This is a genomic window from Testudinibacter sp. P27/CKL/0425, assembly GCF_052931395.1.
Map to the genome: position 1 here is coordinate 1 of NZ_CM128801.1, position 13079 is coordinate 13079.

Consider the following 13079-nt stretch of genomic DNA (forward strand, 5'->3'; position numbering starts at 1 on the left):
GTGTCTTCCCTTTGGCAAGATTGTCTCTCGCATTTACAAGATAAAGTTTCCCCGACCGATTTCAGCACTTGGCTGCGTCCGTTGCAGGCAGATTTAGAACAGGAAATGTTGGTGCTATACGCCCCGAACCGCTTTGTGATCGGCTGGGTGCAAGATCGTTATCTGAGCCAAATTAAAGAAACCGTGCGCTTTTTGGCGGGCAATCCGCAATTTAAGGTGAAACTGGTGGAAGGAATTAAGCCGCCGAGCAACACACCGGCGCAAACCGAAACACCGGCAACTACGCAAAACGGCGCGAAAGCCGCTGAAGCGGAAAGCAAACCGTTTCGCAGCAATTTGAACGCCAAACACACCTTCGACAATTTCGTTGAGGGGAAATCCAACCAAATGGCGCGCGCGGTGGCACAGAAAGTAGTCGATAATCCGGGCAGTTCAGATTCCAATCCGCTGTATCTGTACGGCGGCACCGGACTGGGTAAAACCCACTTATTGCACGCGATTGGTAACGGCATTCTCGCCGACAAGCCCGATGCCAAAGTGGTGTATCTGCACTCGGAACGCTTCGTGCAAGAAATGGTGCGGGCACTGCGCAATGACAAAATCGACAATTTCAAAAAGTTTTATCGCAATTTAGATGTGCTGTTGATCGATGACATTCAATTTTTTGCCAACAAAGAAGGCACGCAGGAAGAATTTTTCCACACCTTTAACGCACTGTTTGAAAGCAATCACCAGATTATTTTAACTTCCGATCGTTATCCGAAAGAGATTGATAAAATCGAAGATCGACTGAAATCGCGTTTCGGCTGGGGTTTGAGCATTGCGATTGAACCGCCGGATTTAGAAACCCGCGTGGCGATTTTAATGAAAAAAGCCGAAGAGAGCGGCGTCAATCTGCCGGAAGAAGTGGCGTTTTTCATCGGGCAAAAATTGCGCACCAATGTGCGTGAGCTGGAAGGCGCGTTGAACCGGGTGCGCGCTTGGGCGGATTTTAAAGGCGAATTGGTGACCATTGATCTGGTGCGCGAAGCGTTGAAAGATATGTTGGCGCTGCAAGACAAACTGGTGACGATTGAAAACATTCAAAAAATGGTTGCCGAATATTATAAAATCAAAGTCTCCGATTTGAAATCCAAAAGCCGTTCACGCTCGGTCACCCGTCCGCGCCAATTGGCAATGGCACTAGCAAAAGAGCTGACCAACCGCAGCCTGCCGGAAATCGGCAAAGCATTCGGTGATCGCGATCACACCACGGTGTTGCACGCCTGCCGTACAATTGCGGATTTGCGCGAAAAAGATAATAATATCCAAGAAGATTTTTCCAATTTAATTCGGACACTATCCGCTTAATTTTGAACCCTTTATTTTTAGAAAGTACGACTGTTAAGGAAGAGGTTGAGTATGCAATTCTCTATCGCTCGGGAAAACCTGATTAAACCATTACAACAAGTGTGCGGCGTGTTAAATTCGCGCCCGCCGACCGCGGTGCTGCACAATTTGCTGCTGCAAATCGACGGCAACCGCCTGATTCTGACCGGCACCGATCTGGAAGTGGAACTCTCCACCCAATCCCAATTGAAAAGTGCGGCTCAAGACGGTTTCTATACCATTCCCGGTAAAAAGTTTCTCGATATTTGCCGCAGTTTCTCCGACGATGCTGAAATTAGCGTGGTTTTCGAAGAAGATCGTGCGATTGTCAGCAGCGGACGCAGTAAATTCACGCTTTCTACCCTGCCGGCAAACGAATACCCGACCTTGACCGACTGGCATGTCGAAGTGGATTTCACCGTGCCGCAAGAGACCTTAAGCCGTTTGATTGACGCCACCCAGTTTTCAATGGCAAACCAAGACGCACGCTATTTCTTAAACGGCATGAAATTTGAAACCGAAGGCAATCTGTTGCGCACCATTGCTACCGACGGACATCGACTGGCGGTTTGCACCATTCCATTGGAACAATCTCTGCCGAACCATTCGGTTATCGTGCCGCGCAAAGGCGTGTTGGAATTGAACCGTTTGTTAAACGAACCGGAACAAGCGGTGCGGATCCAAATCGGCACCAGTAATATTCGAGTGCAATTTGAACATACGGTGTTCACTTCTAAGCTGATTGACGGACGCTTCCCGGACTACCGCCGCGTATTGCCACGCAATGCCGATCACCTGTTGGAAGCCGACTGGACAACCTTAAAACAGGCGTTCTCGCGTGCGGCGATTTTATCCAGCGATCGGATCCACGGTGTGCGTTTGGCACTGAGCCTGAATCAAATGGGCATCACTTCCAGCAATGCTGAAAAAGATGTTGCCGAAGAGGTGATCGACATTCAATATGACAACGACGAAATGGAAATCAGCTTCAATGTCAGCTATCTGCTCGACGTGCTAAACGCATTAAAATGCGACAAAGTGCGGTTCCGCTTCAGCGATTCCAACTCCAGCTGCCTGATTGAAGACTGCAACGAAGCCAGCGCCGAATATGTGATTATGCCGATGCGCTTATAACAGGCAAATTCGACTGTGGCGCTCTCTCGTTTAATCATCAGCGATTTTCGCAACTTGCAAGCCGTGGATTTTGAACCGAATCCCGGCTTCAACTTTATTGTCGGCAACAACGGCAGCGGCAAAACCAGCCTGTTGGAAGCGATTTACTATCTGGGGCATGGACGTTCATTTAAAAGTGCGGTCAGCCAACGGATTATCCACTACGATCAACCGCACTTTACCCTGCACGCCCGCATGAACGAGCAACAACACGACTGGGCGTTGGGCTTACAGAAAACCCGACAGGGCGACACCCTGGTGAAAATCAACGGTGAAGACGGCAATAAAATTTCCGATCTGGCGCAACTGCTGCCGATGCAAATTATTTCACCCGAAGGCTTAACCCTGTTAAACGGCGGCCCGGCATTTCGTCGCGCGTTCCTCGACTGGGGGCTGTTTCATCATCAAGCTGAATTTTACAGTGCATGGGCAAGGCTGCGTCGCCTACTGAAGCAGCGCAATGCCGCTTTACAACAAAGTTCACACTATGCAGCATTGAAAATTTGGGACACTGAACTCTCACTGTTGGCGCACCAAGTCAGCGACTGGCGCCGAGAATATGCCGACACCCTGCGCCCGAATATTGAGCAAACCTGCAAGTTGTTTTTGCCGGAACTGGAGATTCAACTCAGTTTTCACCAAGGGTGGGATAAAGACAGTCACTACGCCGAACTGTTGGCGCAAAATTTTGAACGCGATAAAAACATCGGTTACACCGTTGCCGGCCCGCAAAAAGCCGATTTCCGCTTTAAAGCCAACGGCTTGCCGGTCGATGATGTGCTGTCGCGCGGCCAGCTAAAATTGATGATGTGCGCGCTGCGTTTGGCACAGGGCGAACATTTAACCCAAACCAAACAGCGCAGCTGCCTGTTCCTGCTGGATGATTTCGCTTCCGAATTGGATCAAACCAAGCGCGCCCTGCTGGCTGAACGCCTGCAAAACAGCGGCTCACAAGTGTTTGTCACCGCTATCACCCAAGATCAACTCAAACAAATGCCGCTTGCCAACGGTACACTGTTTGAGCTACAACACGGCAAGTTAACCCCGCTGCGCTGACCGCACTTTTGCGCTGAAATTAGCTCGTGTTAAACCCCTCAAAATCTGTTATAATCTTTGAAATTTTTGAATAAAAAACCGAGAAAAATTATGTCTAATAACACTATTTCAAACGCCTATGATTCCTCCAGCATCAAAGTCCTGAAAGGGCTTGATGCGGTTAGAAAACGCCCGGGAATGTATATCGGGGACACCGATGACGGCAGCGGCTTGCATCATATGGTATTTGAAGTGGTGGACAACTCAATCGACGAAGCCCTTGCCGGTCATTGCCAAGATATTATCGTGACGATTCACACCGATAATTCTGTCTCGGTGCAAGATGACGGGCGTGGGATCCCTGTCGGCATTCACCCTGAAGAGGGCGTTTCGGCGGCAGAAGTGATCATGACCGTGCTGCACGCCGGCGGAAAATTTGACGACAACTCGTATAAAGTCTCCGGCGGTTTGCACGGCGTGGGTGTGTCGGTGGTGAATGCGCTGTCGGATAAACTGTTGCTGACCATTCGCCGTGAGGGCAAAGTGCATGAGCAGACTTACCACTTGGGCGTCCCTGAAGCACCATTGGGCGTGATCGGCGAAACCGAACAAACCGGCACGGCGGTGCGTTTTTGGCCGAGCCCGACCATTTTCACCAACATCGAATTTCAATATGAAATTTTGGCAAAACGCCTGCGTGAACTCTCATTCTTAAATTCAGGTGTGTCGATTAAACTGATCGACAAGCGCAGCGACAAGCAAGATCACTTCAAATATGAAGGCGGGATTCGTGCGTTCGTGGAGCATTTGAATAAAAACAAAACCCCGATTCACCAGCAACCGTTCTACTTCTCTGCCGATAACGAAAAAGACGGCATCGGCGTGGAAGTGGCATTACAATGGAATGACGGCTTTCAGGAAAATTTGTATTGTTTCACCAACAACATTCCACAGCGCGACGGCGGCACACACCTTGCCGGCTTCCGTGCGGCACTGACCCGCACCCTAAATAACTACATGGAAAACGAGGGCTACAACAAAAAATCGAAAATCAACACCTCCGGCGATGATGCCCGTGAAGGCTTGGTAGCAATTATTTCGGTGAAAGTGCCTGATCCTAAATTCTCTTCGCAAACCAAAGATAAATTGGTCTCTTCCGAAGTGAAAGGCGCGGTGGAATCGGCAATGGGCGAACGCTTGCAAGAATATCTGCTGGAAAACCCGAATGATGCCAAAATCATTGTCGGAAAAATCATTGATGCGGCAAGAGCACGGGAAGCGGCACGCAAAGCACGTGAAATGACCCGCCGCAAAGGTGCATTGGATCTCGGCGGCTTGCCGGGCAAACTTGCCGACTGTCAAGAACGTGATCCTGCGCTGTCCGAACTCTACATTGTGGAAGGGGATTCTGCGGGCGGCTCGGCAAAACAGGGGCGCAACCGTAAAAATCAAGCGATTCTACCGTTAAAAGGCAAAATCCTAAACGTAGAAAAAGCCCGTTTCGACAAAATGCTCTCTTCACAAGAGGTGGCAACATTGATTACCGCACTTGGCTGCGGAATCGGGCGTGATGAGTACAACCCTGAAAAATTGCGCTACCACAAAATCATTATCATGACCGATGCCGATGTGGACGGTGCGCACATTCGTACCTTATTACTGACATTCTTCTATCGCCAAATGCCTGAATTGATCGAAAAAGGCTATGTGTATATCGCTCAACCACCGCTGTATAAAGTGAAAAAAGGCAAACAGGAACAATATATTAAAGATGACGAAGCGATGACCCAATATGAACGGGCGATCGCATTAGACGGCGCTGGTTTACATATTTCGGATTCCGCACCGGTGATGGGCGGCTTGCCGTTAGAAAAACTGATCGGCGAATACAATGCGGTGAACAAAATGATTAACCGCTTGGCACGCCACTACCCGACCGCGCTGTTAAAAGAGCTGATCTATGCGCCGACGTTGACCCTTGAGCTGATGAAAGATGAAAGTGCGGTACAAAATTGGGCGAAGCCGCTGTTAGAAACTCTGCAAACCAAAGAAGCCGGCGGCAATCACTATGCGATTCGCACCGTTTATAACCAAGAGCGCCACCTACACGAAGTGGTGCTGACCGTGCGCACCCACGGCATCGACACCGATTACCGTTTAGATTTCCACTTTGCCGAAGGCTCGGAATACCAACGGATCGTGAAATTGGGTGAGCAATTGCGCAATCTCATTGAGGAAGGAGCGTATGTGGTGCGTGGCGAACGCCAAACTCCGGTCTCCTCGTTTGAGCAAGCGGTTGAGTGGCTAGTGAAAGAATCCCGCCGTGGCTTAGGCATTCAACGCTATAAAGGGCTGGGCGAAATGAACCCTGAGCAGCTGTGGGAAACCACCATGGATCCAAACGTGCGCCATATGCTGCAAGTTTCCATTAAAGATGCCGTCGCCGCCGACCAACTATTCACCACCCTAATGGGCGATGAAGTTGAACCGCGCCGCGACTTCATCGAAAGCAATGCGTTGCAGGCAAATTTGGATATTTAGTTCTAACTGTTTTGGCTAGTGAATTATCACTAGCCATTATTTTGCTCACTGATATTGGGAAAATAGTATGTATCCTAAAATTTATATTGTTAATCTTGAAACATCGCTTGATCGTAGAGCCTATATGGATCAGCAATTTGAAAAATTAATCGCACAATCTCCCGAGCTAATATTGGATATTACTTATTTCCCCGCAGTACACGGTACTAAAAATCCCGATCATCCTCTATTCAAAAAATACAACGCCAAGAAACATTTCCTGCGCAAAGGGCGCAACCTATCACTTTCTGAATTAGGCTGTTTCGCCAGCCACTATCAATTGTGGCAACAGTGCATTAAAGACAATCTGCCGATTATTGTATTAGAAGATGATGCGAACTTATTAGACAATTTTGTCTATTTTCTGCAAGAAGCCAAACAACTGGCAGAAAAATACCAATTTCTCTGGCTACACAAGAATCCTCGCTCAGATAAACACCGTGTGATCGCGAAAACAGAACATTTTGCGATCGCAAAATATTTCCGTGAATATATCTGCACAACTGGCTATCTTATCGCACCAGAAATTGCGCAAAGATTAATTAGCTTTTTTGAAGAAGTGATCTATCCTGTTGATGATCAAATGGCAAGATTTTATGAAAATAAAATAGAAAACCTTTCACTCATTCCACCTTGCATCTCTGATGCCGGATTAGAATCGATCATCACCCAAGAAGGCAGAAAAAGAGCGTCCCTCAGCCTTAGCGATAAAATTAGACGGGAATATTACTCCACAAAAGATAATATTCGTCGGTTTTTGCATAATTTTAAGTTTTACATCAAATAAATTGACACCCTGCGTAATCTAACTTAAAGTATAACTATTAATTCAATCTTAAAACAGATATTGATTTAAATTTCATAAGTAAGATTACCATGAAGAAAATTGCAATAATACCAGCCCGATCTGGCTCAAAGGGTTTGCCAAATAAAAATGTACTTTTATTAGATGGTAAACCTCTTATTGCCTATTCTATAGAAGCCGCTTTAAAATCAAAAGTATTCGAAAAAATTATTATTACTACCGATTCATTAGAGTATAAAGACGCTATTGCGCACTATCCTGTAGATGTAATTATCCGTTCTCCTGAATTATCAAGTGATACAGCTAGCTCTTACGTTGTAATTAAAGATACCTTAGAACGAAATTTAGGTATTGAATATGATTATTTTATGCTATTACAACCTACATCACCATTAAGAACTGAACATCATATACTTGAAAGTATAGAAAAATTTGAAAAAAATAGTGATCGTTTTGATTTTTTGGTATCCATGGTAGAAGGTGGAAAGCCATCGACACTATTTAGACCTCTAGATGAAAATGAAAGCCTAAAAGCATATAATATAGATTATAGCAATTACTCCAGACAGCAATATCGTGAATATCATCCAAATGGCGCTATTTATATTGCTAAAACAAATAAATACTTAGAACAAAAGCACTTTTATGGCGAAAACTCTATTGCTTATTTAATGAATAAAAAAGAATCAATTGATATCGATGATGAACTAGACTTTGATTATTTATATTTTATCTTACAGCAAAAAAATAAAAATCAGAATCATTTAAATAAAATTATTAATAGAATTAAAGAAAAATCAGATAATTTTAATAATGTCAAAGATATAACTCTACTTGGTGATTCAATTTTTGGTTTATGGGATATAAAAGAAATAAATGGGTTATCATTTAATAATATATCCATCGAAGGAATTTCAACTAAAGAATATCTTGATCATATTTTTAATAAAAATATGATCAAAAAATTAGGGAGTTACGTTTTTATTAACTTAGGAAGCAATGACATCATTAAGCCGGACTATTTAGAATCAGAATCAATAAGTGCATTGAAAGAAATAACCTCAAGCATCAAAGAAATAAATAAAAAATCCGAGATATTTTTACTAGAAATCATATATTCAGCATTTAGAAAAGATAGAAGCAATATCTCTATTTCAAAACTTAACCAAGAGATAAATTCAACTTTATTTGGGGACAATATCAAAATTATAGAAATCAATCACTATCTACAAGATCAATATGGAAAACTAAATTTAAAAAATACTATTGATGGGCTAAACCTAAATAAAAATGGCTATTCTATCGTTGAAAAAGTAATGTCTAGAGAAATACACATCTAAAAGTAAATTAAAAGTCATGAATCTAATCATATGCAGCACGCCATTACAAGCCGTATTGGCTGAAAAAATAATAAAAATATTTCCTAATGAGGATTTTCATTTTTATATGATTATAGAAAATGAAAATAACGACAATGAGAAATATAGATATTACTACAATAAAGTAAGTAGTCTATGTAGTCATTCTAAATTTTTATTACTTCCAGAATATACAAAAAAAGATAGATTCAAGATAATATTATCATCAAAATTACCAAAAGAATTTCTTTATGAAAAAGTATTTTTTGCTAGCATTAATAAACTAGCAATTCATTATATTTTATCAAAAAACAAAGGAATTAATGATATTTTTACATTTGATGATGGAACTGCAAATATCATTGAGACTAGCTTTTTCCATAAAAAAGAAACCAACTCATTTAGTCTTTCAAAATGGATTATAAAAACATTATTTAGAATAAAATTTTCTCAAAGTAAAGTTTTAGAAAGTATAAAAGCACATTATACCATTTATCCTGAACATAAAAACATTTCAAAAAATCTAATCCCACTAAAATTAATAGAGGATAACATTTATAAAAAAACACCACATAAAAACAATCAAAAATTATCCATACTTATTGGACAGCCTATATTTAATAGTCCAGATAAAAACATCGAGCTAATTAATAAATGCATCTCAAAATTCAAGATTCAATTTTATTTTCCACACCCAAGAGAAATTTATAAAATTGAAAAAGTAACTTATATAAAAACTAAGTATATCTTTGAGGACTGGGTAATCAAAAACATTGAAACATTTTCTGAGATTGATATTTATACATTTTTTAGCTCCGCAGCAATAAATATTTCAAAAGTAAAAAATACAAATATCCATGTAATTCCTGTGGAGGGATTCGAAAATGAGATAAACCTAATGACTAGATTTCCTATTACTATAACTAATGTATAGATCCAGCCATTAAAACTCAATAGTCTTTAAGTTAATAAGAATAAACTCATTATATAAGATTCTTATAGGCATAGTAGCCAAAAATGTGGCTGATTTTGAGATCTAAGCTTCTATTAGACATTTTTGTGGCTACTCCTCTTAAAGCGCTAGTTTTTCTAGCTCTTTTTATTCAAAAAATCCTGTATAAACATAATCTTATTCCTTCGGTTTAGTCCATTATGAACGGATAATTTCTGCTTTAAATCCTTAAACAGCCCTTCCAGCCGATTTGTCGTTTTTTCTATCCGTAACTCCGGGTATTTTTCAAAGACAAACAAGTAATCCATATAGCGTTTAATACTGGCATAAGCCCCTCTCAATTTGCGATGTTTATAAGGAAATTTACCCTGATTATCGGGTATATCAGACCGTTCTTCTAAGTAAGCTTTATGCTGCAAAAACCAGTGATGCAAACGGACATAAAAGTCATTTTTGTGACTCTGCTTGAGTGTTTTAACCATTGTTTTCAGTTCCTTTCCGGCAACGGATTTAGGGTTTCTCGTCAGCTTGCGAATCACCATTGCAACAAGGTGAAATTGGCACATTTGGGTTGGCGTATTAAATATATCTTTCAATAAGCCCCGTCGCCCATCGCAAGTAATAGATTGAATAATAAATCCTTTTTTACGCAATCGATTGATGGCTTTGGTATAGTAAATGTCCTTTTCGGTACGAACGATTTGGTGGTAAATCACCTTTTTTGAGCGGGAATCCATTATGACTAATACGCCGAATTGTCGCCCGAAAAAAGTGACATCCATAATAAGATTCAACATTGTGGTTTGCGGTGTGCTGAGTGGCGTTTTAGGGGCTTTTTTCAGGTGCCTTTGGATAGTCCTGACCGAACAATCATAGGTTAACGCAAGCTGCTTATACGTCTGTTTTCCGACGGTGTAATCGTGCCAGATTTGGGCGGATTGAAGGTAATTTGTGTGAGAATATGTCCGTAAACAATCCAAGCATTTATAGCGTTGCTTGCCTGAATTTTTACCGTGTTTTTTAATGTGTTCTGAACCACAGAAATAGCAATTTTTTGGTCATTTTAAAAAATCTCACTTAACGCCTTATTCTATAAGGGATTAAGCGAGATTTCAGCCACATTTTTGTCTACTATGCCTTCTTATAATCTGAACAATATAAGTTAAAATAACCACCTATAAGTGAGTTAGGATCAAACGGATTCTCCTTATCTATTCCGCCCCTTCTTAGCATTTCATTCCATAAATGTACTGTATGAGTATTTTTATATAATTTTTCATTACTAAGTGTTGTATTAAATAATGAATTAAAATTGCCACAATCTATTGGATAAAAATAAGTAAAGTCTTTTAAGGAAACATTCGAATTTATTCCCATATATTGAATTGCTCGGGTTAATGCTCTAGGACCAGCAGTCTCCCCCCAGCCAATTTGGTTATTGTCAAACGTTATTTTTTTCAAAAGTTTTTTTCGCTTTAAACGCCTAGTATCATAAGGTTTTATCTTATTAGGATTTAGTGCACAATCTAACATTTCTAACGCTAAAGGGTGGTTAGGAGAAAGCCGAATAAATGCTGCATTCACTGAATTATGTGATTCCATACCGACTATATTGGGTTCATCAAAATTAAGTGGATGAATACATAGCATATCCGTATCACAGTAATAACCACCTTTTTCAATTAATAACTTCCAACGGAAAAAATCAGAAAAACCAGCATATGATCCCTTATGTCTAAAAATTTTATTTTCTGGCACAATCTCATTTGCATCAAAACAAATCACTTTTTTCGGAAGATTCTTGATAGGTCTGTAGATATACAAATGGACTGGATGTCCATTAGCAATGAAGGATTGCATACATAAATATTCTAAACGACTAATTGAGTCACCAATCCATAGCATTTGAACAGGGTCATTCAGCATTTTATATCACCTTTATTTAAAATAATAAATCCCTAGAATAATACCATAGAATTACTAACTTAGATACAAAGCAGAAACCGCACTTTGCGATCACAAAGTGCGGTTATAGGTGAAAGATTAATTGCAGACTTACTTCCCGCTATCTCCATAATTCCCCAATACTCGGGCGCTAGGGTCGTTGACGTTGCAGCCTTGCCACTCTTTGTTCGGCATCCAAAAGTCTTTAATCCAGCCGGCGTTGCCCGGGTAGAATTTCTCAAAAATATCACGGTACAACAGTGATTCTTTGGTGAACGGTGTGGCGTAAGCGTATTTGTCTTTTGCCGCTGCCAAATCGGCTGCTGTATATTTTTCCTCCACATAGGCTTTCAGGTAGTCCACCATAGAATGTCCAACCGCATCGCTAAACGCCGCTTTTTCACGCATTAAAATGCTGTCCGGCAGATACTCTAAACCTTCAAATGCGTGGCGCAACAGATATTTGCCTTTGGCGTACACGTTCATTTTTTTCTCAGGATTGATACTCATCGCATAATCAACAAAATCCAGATCACCGAACGGCACGCGCGCTTCCAGTGAGTTTGCTGCCAAGCAGCGGTCGGCACGCAATACATCGTACATATACAGCTCTCGGATCCGTTTCTGCGCTTCTTGCTGAAATGCCGCCGGGCTCGGCGCAAAATCAGTGTATTTGTAGCCGAAAATTTCATCGCTGACCTCGCCGGTCAACAACACTTTCAAGTTGGTATTTTCACGAATATATTTACAGACTAAATACATTCCGATACTGGCACGCACCGTGGTGATATCCCACGTTTCCAAATGCCAAATCACTTTTTCCAACGAATCCAACACATCATCTTTGCTCATGATCACTTCGGTGTGATCCGTCCCTAAGAAATCCGCCACTTCTTTGGCGTATTTTAAATCAATCGGATCGGTTTCCATGCCGACAGCAAAGGTTTTAATCGGTTTATCCAAGTGTTTCTGCGCAATGGCACAAACCAGTGACGAATCCAACCCGCCGCTCAATAAGAAACCCAAGGGCGCATCGGCGTACAGGCGCTTGATAACCGCACTTTCCAGTTTTTCACGAATATTTTTGGCAATCGTCGGAATATCGTGATCATGCACCCTTTTCGGATCGGCGATATCGTTATAACAGGTAAATTTGCCGTCTTGAAAATAATGCCCCGGCGGGAACGGTTGCACCTCACGGCAAAACGCCACTAACGCTTTGGCTTCAGAAGCAAAGGCAATTTTGCCGCTCTGTTTTTCATAACCATAGAACATCGGGCGGATTCCGATCGGATCACGCGCCGCCATGACTTGATCACTTTGCTTGTCAAATAATACGAGTGCAAACTCGGCATCCAGCATTTTGACCATCACTTCAAAGCCCACCCGCTCATACAGCGGAATCAACACTTCGCAATCGCTGTCGGATTTAAATTCAAATTGGTCTTTCAGCAAATCGCGCAGCGCTTCGAAGTTGTACACCTCGCCGTTGCAAGTCAGTTCATACCCGTTGTGTTTAAACGGCTGGTTTCCGTTATTTGACAGATCCATAATCGACAAACGGTGAAACCCCCATAAGCCGCTGGCTTCGGTGGTGAAACTTTGGTGATCGGGACCTCGATGAATAATTTGATCATAACCGCGTTGAAAATCCGACGCTGACATCTGGGGCTCGGATGCGAAAACGAATCCACACATAATTATACTCCATCTAATTTTTATTGCTTTCCGTTGTTAATTGGTTACAAGAATACAACCAACACAAGATAAATATCAACAAATTAGTCAAAATGCAGAATTAAAATTAAAGATTAAATATTTTAAGTGAATTTTATTTAAATAATTCACCAATTTTTTAGATGAA

General features: G+C 41.8%; 10 protein-coding genes. 7 read left to right on the forward strand and 3 right to left on the reverse strand.

Features of this window, described 5'->3' with window-relative positions; all coding sequences use genetic code 11:
• From dnaA to ACUHGC_RS00035, 7 genes are all read left to right on the forward strand, one after another.
• Nucleotides 1-1350, forward strand: coding sequence for a chromosomal replication initiator protein DnaA (gene dnaA / locus ACUHGC_RS00005; RefSeq protein ID WP_446833677.1), 1350 nt, complete (start codon nucleotides 1-3; stop codon nucleotides 1348-1350).
• A gap of 51 nt (nucleotides 1351-1401) precedes the next feature.
• Complete coding sequence (gene dnaN / locus ACUHGC_RS00010) at nucleotides 1402-2502, forward strand: DNA polymerase III subunit beta (protein WP_446833678.1); 1101 nt, start codon at nucleotides 1402-1404, stop codon at nucleotides 2500-2502.
• Nucleotides 2503-2517: 15 nt separating this feature from the next.
• Entirely contained in the window at nucleotides 2518-3597 is a 1080-nt protein-coding gene (gene recF / locus ACUHGC_RS00015; protein WP_446833679.1) for a DNA replication/repair protein RecF, read from the forward strand.
• 90 nt (nucleotides 3598-3687) lie between these two features.
• Nucleotides 3688-6117, forward strand: coding sequence for a DNA topoisomerase (ATP-hydrolyzing) subunit B (gyrB, locus tag ACUHGC_RS00020; RefSeq protein WP_446833680.1), 2430 nt, complete (start codon nucleotides 3688-3690; stop codon nucleotides 6115-6117).
• A 67-nt stretch (nucleotides 6118-6184) separates the two neighbouring features.
• Nucleotides 6185-6943: a glycosyltransferase family 25 protein gene (locus ACUHGC_RS00025; protein WP_446833681.1), complete on the forward strand. Its 759-nt coding sequence runs from the start codon at nucleotides 6185-6187 to the stop codon at nucleotides 6941-6943.
• Between the two features lie 89 nt (nucleotides 6944-7032).
• A complete protein-coding gene (locus ACUHGC_RS00030; protein ID WP_446833682.1) occupies nucleotides 7033-8301 on the forward strand; it encodes a cytidylyltransferase domain-containing protein in 1269 nt (422 codons plus the stop codon).
• Between the two features lie 106 nt (nucleotides 8302-8407).
• Entirely contained in the window at nucleotides 8408-9253 is an 846-nt protein-coding gene (locus tag ACUHGC_RS00035; RefSeq protein WP_446833683.1) for a glycosyltransferase family 52, read from the forward strand.
• A 155-nt stretch (nucleotides 9254-9408) separates the two neighbouring features.
• On the opposite strand, the gene ACUHGC_RS00040 is transcribed toward ACUHGC_RS00035, so the two are convergent.
• From ACUHGC_RS00040 to asnB, 3 genes are all read right to left on the reverse strand, one after another.
• Nucleotides 9409-10296, reverse strand: coding sequence for an IS256 family transposase, variant Zn-binding type (locus ACUHGC_RS00040; protein WP_446834861.1), 888 nt, complete (start codon nucleotides 10294-10296; stop codon nucleotides 9409-9411).
• A 106-nt stretch (nucleotides 10297-10402) separates the two neighbouring features.
• Nucleotides 10403-11197 carry a glycosyltransferase gene (locus ACUHGC_RS00045; protein ID WP_446833684.1) on the reverse strand — a complete coding sequence of 265 codons (795 nt, stop codon included), beginning with the start codon at nucleotides 11195-11197 and terminating at the stop codon, nucleotides 10403-10405.
• A gap of 129 nt (nucleotides 11198-11326) precedes the next feature.
• Entirely contained in the window at nucleotides 11327-12880 is a 1554-nt protein-coding gene (gene asnB, locus ACUHGC_RS00050; RefSeq protein WP_446833685.1) for an asparagine synthase B, read from the reverse strand.
• Nucleotides 12881-13079: the final 199 nt, after the last annotated feature.

Bases quoted from the DNA above. Each gene is read 5' to 3' on its own strand.
- dnaN (WP_446833678.1), top strand. From the start codon at position 1,402: ATGCAATTCTCTATCGCTCGGGAAAACCTGATTAAACCATTACAACAA.
- gyrB (WP_446833680.1), top strand. From the start codon at position 3,688: ATGTCTAATAACACTATTTCAAACGCCTATGATTCCTCCAGCATCAAA.
- ACUHGC_RS00035 (WP_446833683.1), top strand. From the start codon at position 8,408: ATGATTATAGAAAATGAAAATAACGACAATGAGAAATATAGATATTAC.
- ACUHGC_RS00030 (WP_446833682.1), top strand. From the start codon at position 7,033: ATGAAGAAAATTGCAATAATACCAGCCCGATCTGGCTCAAAGGGTTTG.
- asnB (WP_446833685.1), bottom strand. From the start codon at position 12,880: ATGTCAGCGTCGGATTTTCAACGCGGTTATGATCAAATTATTCATCGA.
- ACUHGC_RS00025 (WP_446833681.1), top strand. From the start codon at position 6,185: ATGTATCCTAAAATTTATATTGTTAATCTTGAAACATCGCTTGATCGT.
- ACUHGC_RS00045 (WP_446833684.1), bottom strand. From the start codon at position 11,197: ATGCTGAATGACCCTGTTCAAATGCTATGGATTGGTGACTCAATTAGT.